This is a genomic window from Limnobacter olei (genome assembly GCF_029087225.1).
GTDB lineage: Bacteria > Pseudomonadota > Gammaproteobacteria > Burkholderiales > Burkholderiaceae_B > Limnobacter > Limnobacter olei.
The window spans coordinates 42992-69239 of record NZ_JARFJD010000009.1; the positions used below are offsets into that span (position 1 = coordinate 42992).

Below are 26248 nucleotides of genomic sequence, written 5' to 3' on the forward strand. Positions count from 1 at the left end.
AGACATCATGAAATCCAATCGTCTTTCAACCCGCAGCTCAGTTCGCAGTTCAGGTATCCAGTTTCAGCGAAAAGCGGTGGCTTTGGGTGTGGCCATGGCCATTGCCAGTTCAGCCTACGCCAACCCCACAGGAATGTCGGTGGTCGCAGGGCAGGCCACCGCGCAAACCATTGGTAACTTGATGCAAATTACCAATACGCCGGGTGCCATTTTGAATTGGCAACAGTTCAATATTGATGTGGGGCAAACCACGCAGTTTATTCAACAAAATGCGGCAAGCCAGGTGTTTAACCGCGTTACTGGTGGTGATGTGTCTCAAATTTTGGGAACCTTGCAAAGCAATGGGCAGGTGTTTTTGATCAACCCGGCAGGTGTATTTTTTGGTCAGGGTGCTGTCGTGGATACCGCCGGCTTTTTGGCCAGTACTCTGGCAGCTTCTGACACCGATTTGCTGAACGGGCATTTGCGTTTCAATGATTCAACTGGCACAGCAGGCAACATCGTCAACCAGGGCTCACTGACCACACACTCGGGTGGCTCTATTGTTTTGTTGGCACCCAGTATTGAAAACAGCGGCATTATTCACGCAGACGGAGAGGTGCTTTTGGCTGCTGGTCACAGTGTGACTATCGTGGACATGAGGCACCCTACTATCGGCCTTACTGTTGCTTCCAAGAACGGCGACAAAGCAGTGAACTTGGGTCAAATCATCAGTAAAAATGTATCCCTGTTTTCGCATTTGGTGAAAAACAGTGGTGTGGTTGAGGCCACAGGCGCGCAGCTGAGCGAAGGCGGTGTTATTCGGTTCATCGCGCAAGGTGATGCGCTGGTTGGTGGGCAGGTTCTTGCCGAAAGTACCCAGGGCCAAGGTGGTGAAATTGACATCACAGGCGAACGCGTGGCGGTGCTGAGTGGTGCTCGTGTTTCTGCGGATGGCGCCACAGGCGGCGGTACAGTGCATGTGGGCGGTGGCTGGAAAGGGCAAGATGCAACCCTTGCCAATGCCCAGCAAACCGTGGTGCAGGCCAATACCCAAATTTCTGCGAACGCCACAGCCAATGGCAACGGTGGTGAGGTGGTGGTGTGGGCCGATGGGCACACGGCCGTTGATTCTGAAGTGCAAGCCAAGGGTGGCGCACTGGGTGGCAATGGTGGTCGCGTAGAAACCTCGGGCAAACAAAGCCTGGCTGTGAATGTGGCTGCGAATACCTCGGCTGCCAAGGGTGAGGCAGGGCAGTGGTTGATCGACCCGGCTAATCTGACGATCGTAGCGCAGGCCAGTGATGCACCCGCGGGAAGTTTCGATCTGGAGACACAACAGCCAGGACCGTTTTTTTCTACGGATGATATTTCTTCAACCTTATCGCCAACCGAGTCGTATTTGCTAAACAGCACTGTTGTGGCTGGTTTGGAGAATAACGGTTTGGTTCAAATTTACACCACAGGCACGCAACCAGGCGACGGTAATTTGACCATTGCTGCGCCCATTTTGATTAATCAGAATTTGTCTCAGAGTACTGGCGTAAATCCTCTTCTGTTTCTCGAGGCCAAAGGCGAAATTAACGTGGATGCTGCGGTTGGTCTGAATCCAGGTCAGCTAGCGTTCAATGGTTTTGATTTGAATTTAAGTTACGACATTGCCAAACCCGTGTACATAGACGCGCCACTGTACTTGGGTAACAACGGTAATCTGATTTTGTCGCCCTACGATGTCGGCACTGTACTGCCCACCAACACGCAAGGTCAGTTGCCACTCGACGGCGTGAATTTGTTGTCGGGTATGAATACTGGTTCAAGTGGCCCATTGGCGCTTAATCGAATTACTGTTACCAGTGCGGTGGCCACTGATCCGATGACTCAGCTAAGCTACGTGGTCAGTCCGGACAAAACAGTGAAACTCAATGTGCTGGGAGCAAACCTTCAGGTGAATCAATTAAGCCTGTTTGGTATTGAAACAATTCCGGCCACCGACATTCGCGTTGGCGTAGACAATTTTGATTTGCCCGCACCCATTCAAGGCAATTTGCAATACAACTTTCTGGATGCGAATAGCCTGACAGTGGAGGCGGGCAGCACGGTGTCAACTTTCACACAATTTGACCCGCAATTGTTGTTTGATATAAATCCCAGTACCAGTTTGAACCGACTGGTGTCCAGCGGTACAGTGAATTTCAACGGTGGTTTTAACGATATTTTCGAGATTGATACCAATGCGGGGACATTGAATTTTTCAAGCAGCGCTGGCAGCAGCAGCTCACCGTTTGGTTTCTATCAAATTGGCGATATTGCTGCTGGCACGGGTAGCACCATCAACTTGGTGGGTTCCAGTTTGTACTATCAGAAAGCGATTCTGGACGGCACGTTCAACATCATGTCCAACGAGTTTGGGTCTTCCTCCTTTCTTAGTGCAATCGATACGGATATCAATGGAACATTGAATTTTGGTGTTGGTTTTAGCAATACCAAGTTTCAGGCGCTTGGCATGGGTGCAAATTCCCGAATTACCTTGTCGACGGGCTCTTTTCTTGAGCTGGGGCGCGCGTTTACCTCGTCGTCCTCAGGTATGACAGTTACCCCAGTGGTTCCAGCAAAGCAGTCAGGTGCGTATATCTCGACAACGCAAGGTCAATTTGTGGCCCAACAGGGTGCGCGCATTGTGATGAACGGTGCTGCCACTGATGATTTTGTTTTTTCAATGCCGCCTTTGCAGAGTGCCGAGCTTCCCAGTTCTCCTTCAGGTGGTGCAATTGTTGACATCACAGGTCTTGATGGGCGCCTGGACGCGCCGGTAACCATTGAGGTTAACGGCTACTTGAATTCTATTCAAACAGGTACAGAGAATTTCGATCTTAACTCCACTCAAAGTCTCGCCACCCCCATCAACACCATGTTGATTCAATCTGCAAATATTCAGGTCAATGCCGGAGGCGATGGACGCTCTCTCAGAATTGGTGAGGTGCAGTCCTCACAATCCATCAACACCAATTTTGAACCCATTGTAGACCTGGATTTCAATGGCTTGCTGACCGTGAACAGTGGCCGTGTGCGCCTTGAGGGCAAGAACGTGTCCACCGTAGACGGTACCCTGAATGTAAACGGAACAAATTCCGCTCTGGTTTTGTCTGGCAATTTCACTTCTGCAGATTTGTACGGTGTAAACCGCAGCAGTGGTGGTCGCTTGGCTGCAGAAGGCGTGTGGGACAACAGCCTGGTTAACGCAGGCAACGCTGCAACCTCAGCGCCACTGAGTAAAGGCAATATTCTAGTTGGCGACGATTTGGTGGTAACCGGCGGTTTGCTGACCAGCGCGGGCACAGCCAATTCAATCAATATTGCGCCAGACAGCTTTCTGGAACTGCGCAACACCGAAGTGACTACAACCATCAATGTATCGCCAACCGGTGTAGTCTTGTTGGCCACCCAAGATGGCAATGGCGCACCAGTCACGCCCGCTGTATTGAGTGGAGCCACTATCAATATGGGCGGCGATGCATTCCTGATTGTGGAAACAGATGCTCAGGGTGTGGCCAATTTGAACGGTGCTGCAACGATCAGCTCAGGTGCACAAGGTAACTTGATCATTGCAGGCCGACGGGCGTATGACCCAATGGCAGTTGGCTCCATTCCTGATTCAATGACCTTGAACGTGGGCAGTGGTATTCGATTGAACGTGACCGGTAATGCGCCAAGTTTGCCACCGGCTTTGCAGTTGTTTTATGGTGCATCAACGCCGCCAGCGCGCCCCGTGTTTCTGGTGGGCCAACTAACGCCTGAAGCGGTGGCTTTGGCCGAATATGAAGATTTTGATGGATTCTCTACGCCAGTCACTACCGTGTTGAGCGGGTTTGCGAGCCCTTCCTTCGTGATTGACGGTACTCCGGATTCCTCTGCAATCAACGGCCTGACCTGTTCGGTTTCTGACTTCTGCGTGAAGTTTGATGTAGCTCAGGTCGGCAGCTTTGCTGGCTCAGTAATTACAAATCGTAACTCAGTCGGGGTAACCGGCAGCGGCGCTGAATTTTCCCCTGATTTGACATTGAATTTTTCTCAGATTCAAACCCCCACTGACATCATGTTGATGGGTGGTGTGACCACGATTGCAGCATCAGATTTGATGAGCGGAAGGAGGCTGCTTATTGGGAACACAGCCACTGCGCGGTTCGTCAATAATGTATCCAATGAAAATATTTCAAATAATCTGGAAAACAACGGCACGCTTGAATTTCAGGGCAATTACACACTCAGTGGCCTGCTAACCGGTACGGGTATGTTGAACAACAGTGGTGTGCTGAACCTTGGTAACGCCACTGGAAGTGTTGTTCAAAATTCGATCGTTAACAGCGGCACGATTAACAACACCGGTACCTACACTTTTTCAAATATCGTTTCAGGTACTGGTTTGTTTTCCAACGCGGGCACTTTGAACTTGACAGGTTCGGGCTTATTTGGAAATAACTTTGTGAATGGCGGCACTGGCACATTGAACTTCTCTGGCGGATCCGCACAAGACATTTATTTTGGTGGCTCTTTTCAGAATGCTGCGAATGTATTTTTTAATGGTGGGTTATTTACATTCGATACTGGTTACAGCCAAACTGCCGGTAACCTCACCGTTCAGCCTGGTACACAGTTGGTCGGCAACGTGAACATCAACGGCGGTGCCTTGCGCGGTTTTGCAAGTATCACTGGTAATTTGAATGCACAGGGTGGTCGAATTGTCCCGGGCGCATCGCCCGGCTTGATGACCGTGAGTGGTGACTTGAACCTGGATGCAAACAGCATTACTGACATCGAGATTTTGAGTGACGGTGGTGTACAGGGTACTGATTTCGATTGCATCGTGGTACAGGGCAACGCCAACCTGGCAGGTCAATTGAATTTGATTGATATTTCAGGCGGTACGCTGGTTGCGGGCAGTCAATATGCTTTCCTGGAGGCCAACACCATCAATGGAACCTTCGGTGGCATTTCCAACTCTCCTGCCAGTTCTGCGTACACATTCTCTTCACCCGTAATTGCTGACACCACGAATGGTCAGCAGTTGCCCATTCAGCAGATGAGCACCTCGACCGTGGCTGTAAGTTCACCGCCTCCGGTCTCGCCCCAGCCCACCTCGCCAACAAGTCCAACTTCGTTGACGCAAAGTACAGGCACCGATAGCACCTCGGTTGGTCAAAACTTGAATCAGGCTTTCACGCCAACTTCCACCTCAACTGGCACTACCGAGCCAAGCTCGGGTACTACATCGACAAGTAGCACGCAGCAAACCCAACAGGAAGAGGAGGCTGTCGAGGTAGCCAATCAAAGCACTGCGGGTACAACCATTTCACAGCAGTCCAATGACATTGAGTTGAAGACCACACAAAGTGATCCTCAGCGGGCTTCGGCGGTGTGCAAATGAGGACCAACAACATGCGCAAACTATTGGCCTTGGGTTTTCTCGCTTTGAGCTTTGTTGACACCAACATGGCGTTGGCTCAAAACATTCAACCGAAAGACCTTGCCGCTCCTGCGGGAGCACAATCGGCCAGCCAGCCTGCCAAACCGGTGGTGGGTACTATCAAAGTAGTGACTGGCTTGGTCAATTTACAAACTGCGGAGGGCAAGAATAAATTCGCCAGTGCGGGCACCAAGTTGAATGTGGGCGATGTCATCAACACACAGGCAAAAAGCACCACGGTGCTGGAGTTTGTGGACACCACGCAGGTGGCATTGCGCCCAAATACGCGCTTTGTGGTTGAAAACTATGAATATCAACCCGAGCAACCCATAGCCGACAAAGCCGAATTCAAACTCGTCAAAGGGGGGGTGCGCACACTTACTGGGTTGATTGGCAAACGTGGTAGTGCAGACGCTTTTTCAATGAAAAGTGAAACAGCCACGATTGGTATCCGGGGAACTGACTTCACGGCCCGAATTTGTAAAGGCAATGAATGTGCTCGCCTGGCCAAGGGCGAGTCTGACAAAGCCACCGCCACAAATACTTCCACGGCTGATGTGGCGGGGCGTATTTCCCAACTGACTGGCGAATTATTTGCGGTGTCGGTTGAGGGCAAGCGACGCGCTTTGCAAAAAGGATCAGCTGTATTTGCGGGAGAAACCATCGATGTGTCGGAAGGTGGGTTTGCCGTGCTCAGTATGGCCGATTCCACCCGCCTCACTCTGCCAGGCGGCAGCTCCATGCAAGTGGCAGCCTATCGATACGCACCCGCTTCACCACAAACCTCAGTGGCCTCGTTCAAGTTGCTCAAAGGGGCGGTGCGTGCGGTAACCGGTGCCATTGCCAAAGCCGAACCCAACAACGTGAAGTTTTTTACTGAAACTGCGACGGTGGGTATTCGAGGCACAGCAATTGATATCTCATGTACATCAGTGAATGGTGGCTTAGTGGTGTGCTCGGGCGGAGCCAACCTGACGGTTGAGCTTCGTGACGGGCAAATTATTGTCACTTCGGGCAATTTAAATTCAGTGATCAATGCAGGGCAATCGGCGGTGATTCCTGCGGGCAACGTGAATATTCAAGTCATCAATTCATTGGCCAATGTGCTGGGCAATGTGCCCAATGCTGGCCCACTACCTGAAACCACGCCTGCAAACTTTGAAACCCTATCGTCTACGCCGGTTCAGTCATTGACGCAGGGTGGTGGTTCTTCAGATGAGGGTTCTCAATTGTTTGTTGCAGTGAACGACGGCACCATCGTGATTACCAATTCCAATCAAGCTCCGCTTGAAGTCAATCGGGGTGAGGGTGCCTTTGTACAAACATTGAGTAACCTGCCTCCGCAATTGCTGACTGCACCGCCCGATGTCATTGTTCAAGACATCACCTTGTCTGCCCCGCCATTCTCGGCACCGCAGTGTGCGCCTTGATGGTAGTTGATGCATGAGCAAATTGATCAAGTCTTGGCGAAAAATTGCGGGCAAAGCATTTCGCATCGGTGTGGGTTTTTCGTTCACGGCAGTGGCTTTGCTGCATGTGTTGGGCTTCGCCCCCAGCGAAGTGGTGAAACGTCTTGATTACTTGGTTTATGATGTGCGGCTGCGGGCTGAAGCACAACTGCCCGAGCTTGATCCGCGCATTGTGATTGTCGATATTGACGAACAAAGCCTGAGCGAAGTGGGGCGTTGGCCATGGTCTCGAGATGTGGTGGCCAAGCTGGTTGTGGAGCTAACCGATCGGTTGGGTGCTGCTGCGGTTGGTTTCGACATTGTATTTGCCGAGCCTCAGCAAAGTGATGCGCTTCTGGCATTGGACACCATCATCGAAAACAAGCCTGCTCTGGGTAGTCAGCTTCAGGAGTTGCGAACCGGAATTAAAGCGCAGTTCGATCGAGATGCACAGTTGGCCCAGGTTCTGGCCGACCGGCCAGTGGTGTTGGGGTATTACCTGAATCAGGATCCAACAGCGTTGTCTGGCGCGCTTCCGCCAGCGTTGTTCAAAAGAAGCCAGTTGGGTGAGTTGGCCCTGGACAGTACAAGCTGGCAGGGCTATGGCGGCAATATACCCGTGTTGCAGAAAAATGCGGAGGGCGGCTATTTCAATCCGATTGTGGATGAGGACGGCACCGTTCGCTCCATTCCGCTGCTTGCTCAATTCAATGATGCTTATTACCAAAGTTTTGCTTTGGGCACACTGCGGCGGGCCTTGGGTAATCCGCAGGTGATACCTGTGTTTCCTGAAGGTGTTCCCGATGACTATGGTGCAGTGGAGTTGATTGCACTGAGGTCTCCTGAAGTTGAGTTGGACATTCCAGTTGAACGTGGCTTGTTGACCCGTGTTCATTTCCGGGCCAAGGGTGGTCCGAATGCTGGCGGCTATCGCTATGTGTCAGCGGCCGATGTACTTGCGGGCGTATTGAAGCCAGAAGACATTGAAGGTCGAATTGTATTGGTCGGTACTACAGCGCCTGGCTTGCTCGATTTGCGAAGCACACCCGTGAACCCGGCCTACCCGGGGGTAGAAGTGCATGCCAATGTGATCAGTGGCATGCTCGACAGCATTTACAAACTTCGACCGGAGTATTCGCAGGGTTTGTTGTTCATTACGGTGTTGGCAGTGGGTTTCGTGCTGAGTGTGATGATGCCGATTCTTAGTGCCACCTGGTCGCTATTGGTTGCGCTAGCGGTGTTGGTGGCCAGCGTGGCGATCAATTCCGTGCTGTATTTTCAGGCAGGCCTGGTATTGCCGGTGGCGGTGGTGTTGTTGCTGGTGCTGGCCATATTCATGTTCGATGTGGCCTATGGATATTTGGCGGAATCGCGCAGCAAGCGGCAAATGGTGGATTTGTTCGGAGAGTATGTAGCGCCGGAATTGGTCTCTGAAATGGCGGCGGACCCCAAGCGCTATTCCATGGAAGGTGAAAGCCGCGAACTCACCGTGTTGTTTTCGGATGTTCGAGGTTTCACAACGATTTCAGAATCGCTCAAGCCCAATGAACTGCGCGAGTACATCAATGAATACCTCACTGTGATGTCAGAGATTATTCGCTCCCACCGTGGCACGCTGGATAAATACATTGGTGATGCCATCATGGCCTTTTGGGGGGCACCCATTGCCGATGCTGAACATGCTGAATTGGCCACTAAAGCGGCCATTGCCATGCAGGAAGAAGCTGTGCGTTTGAATGAACGGCTCTTGGCGCGTAATTGGCCCACCCTGGCCATTGGTGTGGGTGTGAACACCGGGCAAATGCGGGTGGGCGACATGGGCTCAAAAATTCGTCGCGCTTACACCGTGATGGGCGATGCTGTGAACTTGGGTTCGCGACTGGAAGGCATTACCAAAACTTATGGCGTGGGCGTAATTGTAGGGCCACAAACCAAAGCGGCTGTGCCCGGCATGGTGTTTCAAGAACTGGATGCGGTGAAGGTGAAGGGCAAGAACGAGCCTGTTTCAATTTATGCACCCGTGGGCGAGCACGCCACTTTGCCTGAAGCAAGCTTGAGCCAGTTGGAACAATGGGATGAGTTTTTGGCCGCGTTTCGTGCCCAGAAATGGCAGGCGGCGCGAGAACGGTTGACTGGATTGCAGGGCAGTGTGGTGACGAATCCTACTTTGCATGCCCTCTACAAAAACCGTATTGAGTACTTTGAGTTGAATTCCCCACCTGAAAACTGGGATGGCGTAACCCAGTTCGACACGAAGTAAAACGAACCGATTTAACCCAACTTGGTTGGCTTAGATCAGTTCGTTTTGCTGGTTCAAATACACCTCGGGTGAAATACGGAATGCCGCGCCCGTTGGGCAGGCGCGGACACATGCTGGTCCACCTTCTTTGCCGTGGCACAAGTCACACTTGTATGCTTTCTTGATAGAGTTGGCGTCGTACTTCGCCGGGCGTTCTCCCAGAGGACCGCCCGCGCCGAACAGCAGCCAAGACAGCAAACCGGTTTTTCTGGGAGGCGGTTTAACGCGCAATTCAATCGCGTTGTAAGGGCAGTTTTTGGCACAGTTACCGCAACCAATGCAGGTATCTGCAATCATGACTTCACCTTTTTCATTGCGGCGAATGGCATCGGGTGGGCAGTCTTTCATGCAATGCGGCTGTTCACAATGTCGGCAAGAATGCGCCAAGTGAATATTCTGGAAAGTAGGGCCAGCATCGCGATCCAGGCGGGGTATTCCATCGTGGGTTTCTGCGCAGGCACGTTCACAATTGTCACAGTGCACGCACAGGTTCTCATCAATAACCAGGGCGTTGGTGGCATCGCCTAAACCTTGTTTCATCAGAAAGTGAATCAAATCACTTTCACGTTTTGCAGTACTTTCCCGGAAAATGGCGTCGTGAACGCGTTTGCCAATTTTGGCCTGAAGAGCCTTTTTCCAATTGCTGTTTTTGCTCAACACATCGATGACCGCATCGGCTTGAATCAAGAGCACTTCAGTCAATACCGTGGCTGTGCATGTGGTTTGTCGATCTGTCCCATCCACAAGGTCTATTTCCCCAACATAGCTGCCTGCGGAAACATAGGAAAGCACCGAGTCTTGGTCATCAATCAATTTGGACACTGCAACAGATCCGCGTCGAATCAAATGCAAGCCGTCGGTTTTATCGCCTTCACTGAACAGTTTTTCACCCCGCACGTAGCGGGTCACACTGATGCCTGACGCAATCAGTTGCTCGATTTCCTGCGGCTCCAGCTGCGGTGCAAGGTGCGTGGACAGAGCGCGACGCACGAATGTTTCATCGATTGTTCGGCGCACCGCATCCACCGAAGCAATCAACTTCAGCATGGCCTTGCGGGGCGTTTCGATTAATACGCAGTTTTCACCTGCATAAACCGTCGCTGTGCGGCGTCGCCCGGAGATCAAACCCATCTCGCCAAAATAGTTGCCTTTGTCGAGGTTAAGAATAAATGGCTTGCCTTCCTTGTTCACCAATTCAATGCCAACACCACCCCGCACGATGGCAAAGAAAGTGCTGGTGTAGTCACCTTTGTGGAAAATGACTGAACCTTTCTTGGGTTGGTGAAGCGTTGATTCCAACATGAATTCGCGCAGTTGAAGGCGGGTCATCTGGTTGAACAGTGGAACATTTTCCAGAATCATGTCCAGCACGGCCGAGACAGAAACATCACCGAGGGGTTTGAACTTCTCAGCCAACAGTGGCTCGTCAGCGGGTACCACCGGCAAGCCCATGATGGAATCCACCACCTCATGGCCTTGGTTCATGGCCTGCTTGATCAGAGGGTATCCACCCAGCGCACCGACAATGAACAGGCCAGGCACGTTGGATTCATAAGTTTCGCTAAGCGCAGGCACTGCGTTGGGATCACTGTTGGGGAATGTCACCCCGAAGCTCTCTACAAGGCCACGGGGCGGTGTCGCCCCCAAACGGGCAATAATTCGGTGCACAGGCATGGTCTGCTCACCTTCGGGGCCTTTGTAGCGGTAGTTGAGTGTGGGCTCTCCCTCTTTGGCCTCGGGTATCTCCTCGACTGCACTTGTGCTGGTGTTGTAGAAGATACGCAAATCTTCATTTCTGTCTGCCGCAAGAATCTGGTTCAGGTTGCCTTCTTTACAGCGGGCAAATTCATCTTTGCGGTTGATCAGGACCACCTTGTTGTTCTTCATCAAGGCCAGAGCGTTTTCAATGGCGGCATCACCCGCACCGATCACAATGATGGTTTCATTGCTGAACTCGTCTGGGTCAGCCAGAGTGTATTGAACATTGGGAAGGTCGTCACCAGCAGTTCCAATTTTTCGGATATTGCCTTGTAGACCAATCCCTAAAATCACTGTGCGGGCGGTGGTTGTGGTTCCGTCCTCGCAGGTCAGCTCGAACGGTCCAGCGCCATCATTGAGTTTGCTGATCTTGCTGACTGTTTTCTTGTATTGAATATTGATTTTTTGATTAAGCAGCTGAGAATCCCAGGTGCCAAGAATATTTTCCCGCTTTCCGGCTTCAAATGACATGCCACTGCGAAGGGGCAGAAAGCCGGGCTCAGCCATCACATGCTTACCCTTTTGGTACTTGTAAATTGTGTCCGATGCATGGTTTTCTGATTCGAACAGCACGTACTTGCAACCCAGTTGCTGCGCTCGCGCCGCTGCCGACAAACCTGCGGGGCCTGAACCTACAATGGCGATATCCAGTTCAGCAGGTACATCGGCAAACATGGGTGTGAGATTATTTTGCATGATTTACGCTCCCACTGCGGCTTTCAGGGCCAGCAGTTCGGATTGAAATGCTTCGCGGTCGTAGGCCTCGTCATTGCTAAGTAATTTCAGCAAACGGCCCATTTTTGAATTCACGGTTTGCGCAATGCGCGAATTGCCTTTTCGGGCCAGGCCATTGGCCACGCTGCTGATCGACATGTAGGCTTGTTCCGCACCGGCGAAATCAGCGTATTGGTTATTGGCTGCCATATTCACCAGGTCTTTCAGGATTTTCTCCAACACTTGCTCGTTGAATGGAACCGTGGCCACCACTTTTCGCACGGTGTTCAGTTGCGCATGAAGTATGTTTGCGGCGCGTTCAACTTCAGCGAAGTTGGCGGCTGGTGAAGTGCTTGCAATGTGCAACTGGTTCACCAGTTTGGCAATGTCGCTGCTGTGTTGCGGTGCGGCTGCGCGAACAATGGCCTGAACCATGATGAGGCTGGAGTTGTTGATGCGTGCTTGCCCTGGGCTGCGCGCCAGGTCTTTGGACCAGTCTTTCTTGCTCATGGGTGAGTGGCAGGCATGGCAGTCGAACATCATGAGTTCAGGCATGATGCCCTGGCGATTCCTCTTGGTGTCTGCGATCAATTCCAGCAAATTGGCGCTGCTTGCAAATTGCCCCATCGCCCAGATTTTTCCTGCGTCATATGCGCCTTTGCGTTTCACCCAGTCGTCGTCGATTCGGTAGTGCGGTGGTTCAAGTGCCATGAAAGTTTCCACTTCAATGGAAATGCGTGGGTGGCCCGCGCCCATGATTTGATGGGTAATCGGGCGGCTTGAATCGCCCACATGGCAACTGGTACACAGCTTGGCAGCGGAATAAGGGTCGCTGGTGGGGTACAGGCCATTCTCAATGTTTTTCGCATGGGTGGCTTTGGGCTCCACATGGGTTTTAATCCATTTCTCCGCCGGGCCGTGGCAGGCTTCGCAATTCACACCATCGCTTTTGTCAAAGCGCGTACCTTGCTTGGAGGCCGGTACATTGTGGCTGTGGCAATCCAGGCAAACTTTGGCTTCATGGGCTGGTTGGGCAAGCCCCATGTTTTTGGCAATGCGTTGCGATTGTGCATTCTTTAACACCGCATAGGCCTGGGTGTGTGGGTCTTCGCGCAGCCAGGTGGTGTATTCATTTTGCAAAACAGGAGTTGCTGTGCGTTCAGCAATGCTGCCATGGCAGGTGCTGCTGGCACAGTTCACTGTGCCCACCGATTGATGGGGCGATTGGTGCGGCATGGTTTGGGCCATGCCAGCAGTAGGCGCAGCCAGCAACAAGCTTGTGCCTAGCGCAAGCAACAGGCAATTGAAGCATCGGTTCAAGGCATTTGCTTTCATGGCTTAATCCTTTCTGAAAGCCACTGAATTGACTTTGGGCTTGGGCAGGTAGTTTTCTTTTTCAACCTTGTCGGTCACAGTCCACAAGCGGCCATCGGGGCGAAGGTAAAACGCCTCCATTTCCTTGCGGGTGAACGGGCGTGATCCAATGCGACCAAACACGGCAATTTGCCCGCCTGTTTCATCCACGGCGCGATCCCGGTCCAAACCTTTGGATACCGACAAAGCCGGGCTGGGCGTTTTGCGCCATGCAATCAGTTCAGGCTTGGGTGCAGGCGAGAAGCCATAGAATTTCGGCTGCGTGTCAGGCGATGTCAGTTGCAAAACTTTCAAACCATTGACACCGTCAGCCACATAGGCAAACAGGGATGCATTGGTCGAGCCCACCACCACATCATGCGCGTCATTCAGTTGCCCGTCTGCAGTAAATTGTTGGTACACCACGGGCTTGCGCGGGCGTTCAATGTCTACGATTACCAAGCCCTGTTTTTTAGCCGCCACATAGGCGTAGGTGCGTGCCAAATAAACCCGTTGTGCATCCGCCATGGGCACTACAGCACCGGTGTGTTCGGGCTTCTCAGGGTGGGTAATGTCGATCACTTCCAGCCCTTTGGCTGTGGTGGCAAACAGGTAGCGGAATTGCACTGCTGTGGCTCGGGCGTCCTGCAAGGGCAGGGTGGTAATGTGGCGCGGCTTTAGCGGGTTGTTGATGTCAACAAACACCAGCCCCTTCGGCGTGGTGATGTAAGCGTAGTGCCCGCCCAAGGTGATGTGGCTTGCGCCATTCAACACACCATTCTCATTCCAGGTTACAGCACGTTCGAAGAAGTTGTTGCGGGGTTCACCGTCTGCCAGCGTGTTCACATTCACTGCAATCAGGCCTTCTTCGCTGTCGGTGATGAATGCATAGTTGTAAATGGGGTGGAAGGGCTGTTCCATATTGGTAACGCGCATCAGGTCGCCCTGGTTTTTCTCGGGGTTGATGGGCTGGTTGGTGGGCAAGGCCATGCAAGTCGCATTTTTGGAAGCCACATGGGTGTCGTGACCAAGCGGGCTGAACGGTGCAGTGATCACTCGTTGCCCATAGCCTTTGTTGGCCACACTGGCTGCGTCATAGGCGCGGAAACCGCCTTTTCCTTCTGCCACAAACACATACTCGCCGCGCAACTGGATGCAGCTTGCCACGCCGCGCGTGGTGTGGTCCATCAGCGCGGGCACCACAGTGTCGGCCAGTTCGCGGTTGCGGTTCAGGTGATTTTGATAATAGTCCGGGTAGGCGTATTTGTGCAGGTAACTACCCAACACAGCCTGGGGTTCATCCCATTCGGTTACGGTAACCGCTGCAATGTGCTCCGTGCCACCTAGCCATGCATTGAACCCAATGAAGTTCACAAAGTTTGTGCCTTGTAACAACAGCTGCGCCATGATGGCGTTGTTGTCATCCTCGCGTGACAAGTGGCAATCGCTGCAGGTTTTTGTTTCTTCCTTGCGCTCGGTGTGAGGGTAGTGCGGCGCAAAGGCCTGCGAGGAAAAACCACTCGCAGCAATCGGTGGTTGCTGAATGTAAATTCGCTCCCGGTTCGCGTTCATCGATGAAAGAATCAAGGCCGAACTTGAGCGAATTGGCGCAATCCGATTGCCTTTCACCGGGCCATGCACGCCCAGCTGGAACATGTCATCGCGGGCCACTTGCGGGTTGTAGGTGGCGTAGTTTCGGGTTTCCCCGCCTTCATAGTGCAAGCGCTCGGTTTTCCAGTTGGCTTGAATGGGCAAGTGGCAACCCGCGCAGCTGGTGGTCCAGCTTAAGTGGCAGGTAAAGCAAGTCATCTTGTCGTTGTCGTGCGCCAGTTCCTTCACGCCAGGGCCCCATTTGCCGTCTTGACCTTCCGCGCCGGCACCCATCAGTTTCGCGCGTGCGGCTTTGGCGTTGTACTGTGGGTGGGCCGGGTTCATATTGTCTTTGACCAAACTCATTTCCCATTCTTTTTTAGGGTCAAGCGCAGCTCGCTGGTAGAGTTTTCCATCCCGCCATTCAAATCGTTTGCGGCCGTCTTGCGTGCGCAGTTGGGTAAGGTCGGTGCCGCCAGGTGGTGAGGCTGGGCCGCTGGTGCGCAGCGTGGGGTATTTGGTGGCTGTGCCATGGCAATCGGCACAATCTACTTCAACTGCAGCAGCCACTTCGCCATAAATGTGACCATTGCCGTGCATGTCTTGGGCAAAGTGACAGTCAACGCAGTGCATCCCTATGTCCAGGTGAATCGAACTCAGGTGAACGGCCTTGTCGAATTTCTTGGGATCATCGTCGGCAACCACATTGCCCTGCGCATCCAGCAAAGCACCTTTGCGGTTGCGCTTGAAAACCGCACGGAAGTTCCAGCCGTGGCCGTGGTAATCGGCAAATTGCGTGTCTTTCAGTTTGCTGTTGAGCGTTGAAACGTTTTTGAGGAATTCAGGATCGCTCCACTTGCCACGCACCGCGGCTTCTTCGGGGTTGCGATCCAGAATTTCACGCATTTCAGAATCGGTGGGGTAACGTTGCTTTTCTGGCCACATGTGCGGCGCGTCGCTTTCGTAGTCCCACATGATGTAGCCGTAATAGCTGTTCACAAACACGTTGGGCTGGTGCATGTGGCACACCATGCACTGTGAGCTTGGAATGGCGCGTGTGAATTCATGCTTCACCGGATGACCACTTTCATTTTTTGCAATGGTCGGGTCCACTGTTTGCGTGGTGCCATCATGACCAAACTTGGCATAGGGCCCTGCATGTTTTGGGTCACGGTCATTGGTGTAAATGGTGTGGCAGCCCGTACAACCCGATGAACGGTAGTCGCCTGGTTGCTCATTGGTGCCCAGGAACCAAAGATGCGGATCGTTCAAACGAGTCTTGGTCACGTTGATCAAGGGCACGGCAATACGCTGGCCGGTGCCAGGGCCTCGGTTGGATTGCTTGATGTCGGGCCGCCCCGGTTCGTCCAGTCGCTGAATTTGACCCAAAACGTTGGGTAAACCCACTTCAGGAAAGATGCTGTTGATCACTTTGCCGCCACGTTCGAACACGCGGAAAATGTCACCAGGGGGCGCGGTTTCCCAAGCGGGCAAGGGCGCCAGTTCATTCAGAATACCCTTGTGAACAAACAGCTCATTGTTGGCCTCCACCGGGTTTTTCAGTAAACCAGGTTTTCCGTCTTGCGTGTAAGCCTCGCCAAGAATGTAGCGCTTGTAAGGCAAAATTCCGTTGTTGTACGATGCCCCGCCCCACAACATCGCCGATGTACTCATCAAGCTGCGCTCTTGGGCCTGAATGATCGGCAAGTGGCATGCACCGCAGGCCTCGCGTGCCACACGCAGGTCGCCGGGGTTGACGAAGCGGATGTAGGCAGGGTGCTCTTTGTTGAGCTTGGCGTACGAACGCTTAGGGTTGGCCGACGAAGGGTAGTTCCAGAACTTCTCGTTTCGTGGCGCAATGTGCGCTTTGTCCAGTGCGGCCCGGTATTCAGGTGCAAAGCCTTTTTCACGCGCGGCGCGGGTGTGGTCATAGGCCAGCGTGCCTTGCTTTTGCTCTTTGCCATTCCATTTCACGGTGGCGTCACCACCATGGCAATCGGTGCAACCCAACACCACACCGGGGTTGGCGTGCATGGTGTGTTCATCTGTTTGTGTGTGGCAGCTCATGCAGCCTTCGGTTTTAGCAAAGGCCTCCTGCGCAGTTTGCCGTTCAGGCGCATGGGGTGCCATGGTATAGCTTTTTTCAGGCAGCTTTTCACTGGCAGCATGGGCTACATCGCTGATAAGCAATGTGGAAACAGTCGCCACCGCGAAACCCAAGCCAAGCAGCCAGCCCTGCCAGCGATCTTTGCTGGCGGGCTTTGTGGGAGGAGCAATGGCGTTATTCAAATTCATCAACAAACAACCTGCCTTAAAAACTCAAAATCACGTTGAACAAAAACGAGTAAGGGTCTTTGTCTTCCGGGAACAATTCTTTGTAGCCCTTGCCCGGTAACAGTTTGGCAAACGACCCGTTCACCACAATGTTTTGCGAGAAGAAGGGCCGGTACTGAAAACCCACCGACGCATCAATACCCAAATCCGTGGAAGGTGGGCGTTGCTGGCGCAAGGTGCCCAACACATTGGTGTTGTCGAACTCAAGCTTGTTGACGTTGGCCACCAAACGAAGCTCGGGCAATACATCAATATCGGCACCAATACCCAGCAGCAACAGGCCTGGGTTGATGAAATTCGATTGCCCCTGTTCTTTGCTTGAACGCAAGGAGGGCAACACACCGTTTCGGCCCGACAAAGCCACACCACCACCGCCAATTAAAGGAATATTCTGACGGATGAAAAAGCTGGTGTCGGCCCCTGCAAACTGGGGGTTCTCGAATATGGCATCGAAGCCCTCGGCTTTTCCATCGAAAGGATCTTCGTCGCCCGACGCATACAGGAAGCTGCCACGCAAACGGAACCAGTCAAAATCGCGCGACAATTCTGTGGCGTGAAAGAATGCATCAATGTCTTGCTCGCGCTGGGCAAGCGGGTGCCTGTCTGTTTTACCCGTGGCGTAGTAGGTTGAAGTGGTAATGTTCATGCGGCCGTAGTGGCCATCACCGCTGAAACCAAAATAATCCACATGGTAGCCAAACGGCTTTTGGTCGCCAAGCGATGAAGGGCGCGCCAGAAATCCGTTCGCATCAAAATAACGTTCACCGTCTTCATCGTTGCGGTTGTGGATATAAGAAACCTGACTGGTGAAACCCAAAAACGGAAAGTCTTGCCGATACAGGTTGGCCACGAAAAAATCATCGTCGCGCAGGTCTTGCCGAATATCATTCAGCCCACTGTTGGTGTCTTTTTCAACCCGCCTGAAATAGCCGATGTTGTATTGGTAAATGTTGTTGTTGCGGTTGCCAAACAGGCGAATACCCATGGGCAGGTCTTGGAACAGAAAGCCCCGGAAGTCGCTGATGAATGGCTGAATACCCACGCGCAAGCTGTCGAAATCGTAGCGATCTGACACGTTGCGAAGATGCACATCCACAAATGCTTCTTGGATACCCACAAACCCTTCACGGCGAACATCGCCGGAAGACGAGGCAATTTTCAGCAAGCGGTCTTCATTGACGCGCACATCGGTGTAGTTGAACACCGGGGTCAAGCGGAATTCATAATCAGGTGGTTTGAAAGTAGTGTTGCCTTTGGTCAACGACAAACTCACGATCAGGTTGTGGGCAAAAATCGATTGCTCACCATCACCGAAAATATTGGCCTGCCCACCAGTGGTGGATGTAGCTGGCGGCACAGGAACCGGGAAGTTGCGTTGCTCATACAGCGTGTCGGCAATAATACCCAAGTTAAAAAACCAGTCGGGGCCCAGTGTGTTTTGCAACACAGGCAGGTCGCCCTTGATCACGTTCTGGTTGTAGGGGTCGAACAGGGGAAACTTGAAACCCAGCGATTGCATAATTCGCCAGCGATCAGGCACTGCTACTGTTTCGCGTGGCAGGTTGGGCAAAGGTGGGGGCACCTGGCTCGGGTCGATCACGGGTATGGCAATGTCACGCGGCACAATGGGTGTATCGCGGCCAGGAATGGCGCGTTGTACCTGTGGTGTTTGTGGAATTGAATTGGGGACTATGCCCGGTGTGGCAGTACTTGAAGGGCGTATGCCAGTGCCTGCTTTGTCTTGCAGCACATCGGCTGAAAATGCGCGGGGCGCAAACACGCCCAGCGATTGTTCACCGTACTGGCCGGTGCCTTGTTGCACCCAGCCGTCGGTGCTGCCTAGGAAGCCACCCAAGAGGCTGTCCTGAATACGAACCCGGTACCAGCCGTCTTTCTCTTCATACGCATCGACCAACTGACCCTTGAAAAACTCGCCAATCGCGCGAGATTCCTTGTTGGGTTTTGTGTACACCACGCTTCGATTGTCAAACACTTGCAGCAACACCAGCGGGCGTTCGGCGTTTTCAAGTTCCGCAACTTCTGGAATGCCCGCCACTTTCCGGGTAACTTTCTCAACGGTTTCTGTCACCTGGGCAACAAGGTTGGGTTTTGTTTCGCTGCGAATGTCTGCCCGAATTTGTGCAATTGCGGGCACGGGCAGCAAGCCAGCCAAAATAAGCCCGATGGCCAGTGGTTTCAAACGCATGATGTTGTTGTTCTTCTTCATGGTGCTGGGCATACGTTTTGTTCACTGCTGTTGTTGAACGGAGTTTGTGGGCACTGCACATACTTCAAAAATTCGCCTGAATTGGACAATTCATTGGCAGTCAGCAAGGTGGAGGGGAATGGACGCATGGTACTGCCCACCGCGGTTGCACCGTTGATCACACCCAGGTAGCCAATCATGTCGTCTTGGTCCACGCCGTCACCGGACACACCAATTGCACCTACCAATGTGTCGCCTTTGTAAATCGGGAAACCTCCCGGGAAAATCTGCATACCATTGGCGAAGCGGCTTTGTCGGCCTGCGGGAATATTCACGTCGTCAACACAAGTGAGTGCGGCCGGGGGTGAGAACTGATTTGCTGCGCGCGTGGTCGCTGTCAGCGTACCCAATACCTTGTTGGTCACAATGTTCAATTGAAAGCCAACGTTGAAAGGGCTCCATTGAGAGATTGGTGATGAAAGTGGGCCTTTTGGCGTACCCACCTCGCCGTCTGGAAAGTAAGGGCGGTGTACGTTGCCGATTGCGCGCGCCGAGAAAGCCTTGCTGCCATTCAGAGAGCTGGCCTGCCCGGTAAAAAACGTGTCCATTGCATTGGCAAATGCGGCATGGTTACCCGCATCAATTGCCGTAAAGTCAGTCAATGCCTCTGCTGAACTGAATGAAAGTGCCGAGCGCGCTTTTTGTACCGATACATCGGTGCCAAATATCGGTGCGTCTGACGAGCGAACCAAGCCTAGAATATCTCCGTCAAGATCAACCACAGACACGGTGACTTCCGCTGGTGAACCCAAAGGATTTCTGATTTGCGCACGAGCGCGGTTCGCAGTCTTCATCCCCTCGACCAGAATATTCTGCACCTCGGCTTGCGTCAGGTTCGCTCCGGCCGTCGGCGGGAAACGCACCGAGGTGTTGTCAGCGGGGTTGGTAATCAGGGTAAATGTGTTCAGGCCATTGAAGGCTGGGGCGGTGGTCGCTACGTAACCGGATTGACTGGTGCCATAAGATGTTCCAGCAATGACACCCGCAGCTGTTTTGTAGCCTGTAACTGCCACGAAGTTTCCATTTCCAGCCAGCGCCGCCACGCCAGCCACTGCGGGTGTGGTGTTGGAAAACTGGAAAGTTTGACCGTTTGCAGTAATACGATTTGCACGAATTTGAGCGGGCGCACGGAAAGCCTCTGGCAGGGCGGCAAATGCGATTTCTTCCTCAAGATCCACTTCATTGGTGAGAATGTCACGGTCCAGCCCGTACACGCCTTGTGTACCCGCATCGGTTGATGCAATCACGCCGATACCACCCACTACCCGACCTTCCTGATAGATCGGAAAGCCACCTGGATCTGCAGACAAACCAAGCGGTGAGCGTTTTGGGCCAATAGTCGCATTTTGGGAAAGCCACACATTCAGATCAGAGCAGGGAAGTTGGCTGAACTGCACGCCGTACAGTGGGCCGCTGGGCTGGCCTGTTTCCCCTGGTTGGAAAAATTCCTGGACAATTTGGCTGGCTGTGCGGGTGCTGAATGCGTTCCCGGTTGAAGACAGGTAGGCTCCCGTAATTGCTTTGGCAATGGCCGCCAATTCGCTGGGTACAGGTGTGAATCCGTCCAGGCCCCTGCCATTGGCACCACTCAGTCCACTTGTGATAATTACGGATGGGCTGGAGTTGGTCATGCGATAAACGGCCAACACATTGCCCACACGGTCGGTGACTGCGATGGTTGATTGCACACCTCGGGAAATCGACGCCTGTACCGCGCGGGCCACAATGTCGTTGACCTCCGGGATGGACAAGCTTTGCGTGCCCAAAGGCTCAACATTGAAATTGGGTTCAGACGAGCTTCCACCGCCGCCCCCGCCACCACATGACACCAAGATGAATGGCGTTGCAAGGCAAACTGCCACTCCCATGGCAATCCGTTTTAATTGTGCTGCTGTGCCTTTTACGGCACATGTGCCGGTTACTGCATCTGTGCGTTTGCGCATCGACTTCTAACTCGCTCATCTTTGTTTTTCAATGGACTTGCTTGCCTGCAAGCCCCCAGTTCACTGCTGGTCTGTCTACTCAAGTTACTGCGTCGAATGGCGATTACTTCGCTGCCACTTCTTTGTTGTGTATATGGTATTCGTGGCACACGCCACAGTTGGACTGAACTTTGTTTAACACGGGTTTACTGCCTGCGTGGCAAGTTTGGCATCCCTCAATGGCTGGCATCAGCACATCGCTGGCTTCCTCTGATTTGCTTGCTTTGTGGCAACTTTCACAACTTTCAAAGGCGTGTGCTTTGTGGTCGAACTTGGCCATGGGCATCCACGGATGGGCAGGATTGATTTCTGCAATCTTGTACTGCGGCATTCTGGATCCGGAAGTCTTGGTGTTACCCAAACCATCCACCGCCTTTACCTCGTGGCACACGGAGCAGGCCGTATTTTCAAACAGCTCCACTGTTGCAAATGCTGCTTGTGCACGGGGGTTTCCGCTCAAGTTTCGCAAGTTGGAGCGATTCGGATTTTTCTCACCCGGGCGCGCGCGCAACACCGCACGCTGTGCATTCACTTTGTTGCGTTCTTCGGGGTGCAAAGCCAAATAACTGTAGAACTCTTCGACCGTGCTGAGCACCGCATCGACAGGGCCGTGAGGAACTTGCCGATCGGGCAGGGCAGGCTCAAAACTCAGCTTGTGGCATTCCTGGCAGTGGCTTTCCATGTTGAGCGTTTTAAACCCGGTTGCAGTGTCTGCTGGCTCGTGGCAGTTGGCACATTCCATCACCACTTTCTTGCTTGGGCTGTCGATGCCTTTTGGGTCAAGGTGAACGTCGTGCGGAAACTTCAGGTTGGTTTTTTCAACAATCGGTGTGTTGGCCGCCATGCGGATACGCCGTAAATCACTGGGCTCAGGGCCGGTGGCCACTGTAATTCGAAATGCCGGGTGTTTGTCGCCGGCGAAGTCGCTGACCGCAAGTGTTTCAGTTTTTGGTGCCACAGTTTTAATGTCGGTGTGGCAAGCCGCACAGTCGGCACCTACAAAATGTTTGTTCTGTTCTGCGAGGCTTTCGCGCCCTTTGTGATCGCGGTGACAGCTTGCGCAACGGCCTTCTTCGAATGACGTGTCGGGCAGTGTTTGCTCGGTTACATGTAAGCCCATATTGCCGTGGCATACCAGGCAGCTTTCATCTTTGACACGCGAGAAGTTGCCGGCGTGGCAAGCCTGGCAATCGCCTTCAAGATTGGCGTGGGCAGAGGCCAATGGTCCCGGGTTCCAGATTGAATCCAGGGCCAGTGCTGTCGTATTGCGCGTGTTTGAAACCAGGGTACTTTGAAGGCTGGGGTGTGCATTCACCGGCAGTTTTTCGGCACGCACTGTTTGTGGTTTTTCATCCGGGCTCGTGGGCTCAACACCAAAAAGCCCGGGTACCTGCATGGCCAGCAAAGGCAACACAAGAAACGCGAAAAGAATGGGTACAAAAAGCAACCAGGAAAGTGGGCGTTTCAGCCCCAGGGGCTTTTGCAAGGCCTGTTGCTCACGTTGAAGCGGGCTTTTTTCTTGTTCGGCCATGTTCGCTTACCAGTAAATAAAAACAGACAACACATGCGCAATCAACGCAGCCAGCAAACCAAACGACAAAGGCACATGGATGGATAGCCACAGCTCAAGCCAATATCGCAAGTGGTAATAACGGCGCAATTGTTTCAAGGCGCGCAGTCGCTGCACCTGGTTTCTGTATATATCGGAGAGACTGTCAGCCCGTGTCATTTCCTGTTGCAGGTCGTTTACGGCTTTCTCGGTGGCGCAGTCTTTCACTACACCCTTGCGCTGGCTTTTGCGATTGGGATAAATATTTTGTTTGTGTGAGGCAGCGATGACTCGCCCAATCAAGCCACTTGCATTTTTAATCTGCTTTTGTGCTTCGCGGTCGAGTGCTTGAATTTGTTCCACAATTTGTTCAGGACTTTGGCGATTCAGTGCGTTTGACATTTCTGCGGGATACCGCAAATAAAAGCTGAGCCCCCACACGCCGGTGCCAATGGTCGCCATCGTTAGCACATAGGCCAATGAATGCACGTTCCAGCCAATCTGGAAACCTGTGTGCAATGTGGCAACTATCGACAAGGCCAGTCCCAAATAAATGTGCGCAGATACCCAACCCCGCAAGTTGCCTGCTTCGTTGGCATACTGGCGCTTGCGCACACCAAACCACATCAGCCAAAGAATGAGTAGGGCACCAATCGTTCCCAAGGTATAGCCCAACCAGGTTCCGCCATTGGCATTGATTCTGGGTTGGTCGAAAAGGTAGGCAAACGATGAAATGAGCGTCAGCAGCAAGGCCCATTTCAGGAAAACAAATCGTTTGTAGTTGAACAGGTTGTCCTGAATCATGTGTTCAGCGCCTAGGCGAATAGTCAGAGGTAATGCTGCTCAGGGTTTACGCTAATTTCTGTATAGCCGTTAATGTTACGTGATCATTGGTGATGTTAGTATCCCTACTTCATGTCTGGGGGTTAACAATTGAGTCTTGGTGTGGCCTTTGTAGGCTTTATCTTCCTGTTTTTTCTAGTATTTTGCCTATATTTTGCGTGGAATGGATTTTTTTTCTCCAGTGATCAAAAAACCACCAATGAGGTAGGGTCTTTGGAGGATAGCCCCGAGTGGCGTGCTTTTTTGAGCCGACGCCAGGAAATTGAAACCGACCCCACGCTTGACGCCTCAAGCAAACAGGTTTTGATTGACAACTGGCTGACCATGGCCAGCGAGAGCAAGCCACACATGGCCACGGCTGGCCTTTCCCCAAGGCGTGTGATTTGGGCCAAGCCCGCGGCCATGCCTTGGCTGATTGCAGGCAGCCTGGGCTTCGCGGTTCTGTTCACCTATTTGATTGGCGCGATGCACCCCGGCGCATTGAAATGGCCTGAAGCGAATTCTGTAGATGCGCTTGCACCAAGTGTTGATCAAGCCGTTGCCGCTTCAGCCGGGCATCCCGGTGACGGTACCAATTTGGAGGACAGGCTGGCGGGTTTGCAGGCAAGGCTTGCAGCGCAGCCAGACGATTTGCGCGGTTGGGTGCTGCTGGCGCGCACACACGCCTCCATGTCCAATTACCTTGAAAGTGCCAATGCCTTGAAAAAAGCGTTGGAGCTCACGCCAGGGCATCCAGATATTCTCGCCGATTTGGCCGACATGACCGCCATGGCACAGGGCCGCCAACTGGCTGGTGAACCGGAAACTTACATCGCTGCTGCACTACAAAGCGACCCTCGCCATGAAAAGGCCCTTGCACTGGCAGCCAGTGCTGCCGAGCAAGCGGGTGATCAAGACAAAGCGCAGGTGTACTGGCAACTGCTTAGCCAGGTTCAGCAAGCGAGCTTGAAACAATCGAATCCCGCACCCGAGGACATTCTCACCACAGTTAACGTAACTGTTCCTGAAGCAGCATTAAAAAGCCTGAAGGAATCATCGGCACTGTTTGTTTTTTTAAAGGCACAGCCTGACCCTGGCATGCCATTGGCGGTGGTTCGTGTGCCTGCATCTCAGCTGGCTGCGGGTGAACAGGCCGTGCGAATAGGCCCCGGAGATTTTATTCAGGAAGGTGGTGTTGGCAATTTGCCCGACACGGTGCACATTCAAGCGCGCTTGTCGATTCAAGGCATGGCCCAAACAGGTGCAGGAGATATCGAGTCAGCATGGCAAACGCTTCCTCGCAATCGGCTCGCCTCGGGTGTTGATTTAAGTTTGCCGGAAGCCCCGGCGAATTGACGATGCATATTTCACTCTCGGCCACTTGCATGCGAGTTAAAACGCCGTCTCTGGAAGCGGCTGGTGTGGTGTTGTCAGGCCCAATCGGATTTGAATTAAAACCGGGCGAAATCAATGTAATTCGCGGTGGAAATGGTGTTGGAAAATCAACCCTGTTGAGATTGATGAGCAATTCATTGCCGGGCCAGTGCGTTTTATTCAAACCTGAGTTTGGCCTGCGTGATGAATTGTTGGTCCACACACACCTGCAAATTGTATTGAGTCATCTTCGTACCAATGCCCATAGCGTTGAATCGTTGCTTGAACGGGTAGGGCTTGCAAACTGGCAATACGAGCGCATTGGCACCCTTTCATCCGGGCAGCGTGCACGTTTGGGTTTGTGCAGCTTGTTGGCGGGGCAATTCAAAGTGTGGTTGCTCGATGAGCCCTTGAATGCGTTGGATCAGGAAGGTATTGCAACATTGGCAGGGGCAGTGGCCACGCATTTTCATCAGGGTGGCATTGTGTTTATGGCCACCCACGTGGACGCATCGGTATTAACGCAGCACCTGGCTGGTGTACCCGTGAAAGAGGGCAGGCTGGAACAGGGCAAGTTGCTTGGCGGTTTTGTAGCGGATACCCACCTGGATGATTCCCGCGTAGATGATTCCCTTGCAAGGGAGGCTGGGCATGCTGCAAAAGTGAATTTTCCCGCCTTGCTTCAACGCGACTGGGCGGTGACTTTGGGCAATCCACAAGCACTGCTGTGGGGTGCTTTGTTTCACTGGATGGTGCTGAGTTTTTTCGGAATCGGACTGGGAAAGCCAAGCACCGAATTTGCACAAGTGGCCGTGTGGGTCAGTTTGTTGCTTGCTTTGATGTTGGGGGCCAAAGACTGGTTTGCGGAAGATCACCGCACTGGGTGGCTTGGCTTTGTGGCGGGCCTTAATCCTGACAACATTGCTTTGTATTGGTTGGTACGGGTCGTTTTTCTGGCGTTTTGCCAAATACTGGTGTTGGTACCTGTTACTGGCTTGGTGGCTTTGCAACTGGGTCTGCACACCACGCAAACCTTTGACTTGGCCTTGGCGTTGAGCGTGGGTATTTGGGCTGTTGCACCGCTGTTGGGCTTGATCGTGTTGTTGGTGATGCTGACTCGTGGTGGTGCGGTACTGGTCTATTTGTTGGCTTTGCCACTGTTGGTCCCCGTTCTAATTTTCGGGCTTGAGGCCAGTCAGGCCAATGGCTTGGGTCGCAGTGCAATTGCGCCGCTTGCTGTGCTGGCGAGTTTGGGACTGTTGGGTTGTTTGCTGGGGCCATTCGTGGCCAAGCGCCTTGTTGGTTTAATACAGGAATAG

The 26248-nt window shown here is 52.9% G+C and carries 12 protein-coding genes; 5 read left to right on the top strand and 7 right to left on the bottom strand.

All coding sequences use genetic code 11. The annotated features are described in order from the left end of the window. The first annotated feature begins 7 nt into the window (after positions 1-7). Genes PY990_RS06455 through PY990_RS06465 form a run of 3 tightly spaced genes read left to right on the top strand, consistent with a single transcriptional unit; the run spans position 8 to position 9148 of the window. Positions 8-5401: a two-partner secretion domain-containing protein gene (locus tag PY990_RS06455; protein WP_275270920.1), complete on the top strand. Its 5394-nt coding sequence runs from the start codon at positions 8-10 to the stop codon at positions 5399-5401. An 11-nt stretch (positions 5402-5412) separates the two neighbouring features. Then, a complete protein-coding gene (locus PY990_RS06460) occupies positions 5413-6870 on the top strand; it encodes a FecR family protein (RefSeq protein WP_275270921.1) in 1458 nt (485 codons plus the stop codon). 13 nt (positions 6871-6883) lie between these two features. Continuing rightward, complete coding sequence (locus tag PY990_RS06465) at positions 6884-9148, top strand: CHASE2 domain-containing protein (protein WP_275270922.1); 2265 nt, start codon at positions 6884-6886, stop codon at positions 9146-9148. Between the two features lie 30 nt (positions 9149-9178). Here PY990_RS06465 and PY990_RS06470 read toward each other — a convergent pair whose 3' ends face one another. From PY990_RS06470 to PY990_RS06500, 7 genes are all read right to left on the bottom strand, one after another. Further along, positions 9179-11641: a cyclic nucleotide-binding domain-containing protein gene (locus PY990_RS06470; protein ID WP_275270923.1), complete on the bottom strand. Its 2463-nt coding sequence runs from the start codon at positions 11639-11641 to the stop codon at positions 9179-9181. A 3-nt stretch (positions 11642-11644) separates the two neighbouring features. Then, complete coding sequence (locus PY990_RS06475) at positions 11645-12994, bottom strand: multiheme c-type cytochrome (protein WP_275270924.1); 1350 nt, start codon at positions 12992-12994, stop codon at positions 11645-11647. A 3-nt stretch (positions 12995-12997) separates the two neighbouring features. Further along, positions 12998-16897: an LVIVD repeat-containing protein gene (locus PY990_RS06480; RefSeq protein ID WP_275270925.1), complete on the bottom strand. Its 3900-nt coding sequence runs from the start codon at positions 16895-16897 to the stop codon at positions 12998-13000. 16 nt (positions 16898-16913) lie between these two features. Next, positions 16914-19175 carry an SH3 domain-containing protein gene (locus PY990_RS06485; RefSeq protein WP_275270926.1) on the bottom strand — a complete coding sequence of 754 codons (2262 nt, stop codon included), beginning with the start codon at positions 19173-19175 and terminating at the stop codon, positions 16914-16916. Then, a complete protein-coding gene (locus PY990_RS06490; RefSeq protein WP_275270927.1) occupies positions 19160-21145 on the bottom strand; it encodes a GlcG/HbpS family heme-binding protein in 1986 nt (661 codons plus the stop codon). The genes PY990_RS06485 and PY990_RS06490 overlap by 16 nt, the downstream gene beginning before the upstream one ends. A gap of 103 nt (positions 21146-21248) precedes the next feature. After that, positions 21249-22715, bottom strand: a complete 1467-nt coding sequence (locus PY990_RS06495) for a cytochrome c3 family protein (protein ID WP_275270928.1) — start codon at positions 22713-22715, stop codon at positions 21249-21251. A gap of 6 nt (positions 22716-22721) precedes the next feature. Next, positions 22722-23537, bottom strand: coding sequence for a hypothetical protein (locus tag PY990_RS06500; protein WP_275270929.1), 816 nt, complete (start codon positions 23535-23537; stop codon positions 22722-22724). A 282-nt stretch (positions 23538-23819) separates the two neighbouring features. Here PY990_RS06500 and PY990_RS06505 point away from each other — a divergent pair, with 282 nt between their 5' ends. Beyond that, positions 23820-24911, top strand: coding sequence for a tetratricopeptide repeat protein (locus tag PY990_RS06505; RefSeq protein WP_275270930.1), 1092 nt, complete (start codon positions 23820-23822; stop codon positions 24909-24911). Between the two features lie 2 nt (positions 24912-24913). Next, positions 24914-26248, top strand: coding sequence for a heme exporter protein CcmB (locus PY990_RS06510; RefSeq protein WP_275270931.1), 1335 nt, complete (start codon positions 24914-24916; stop codon positions 26246-26248).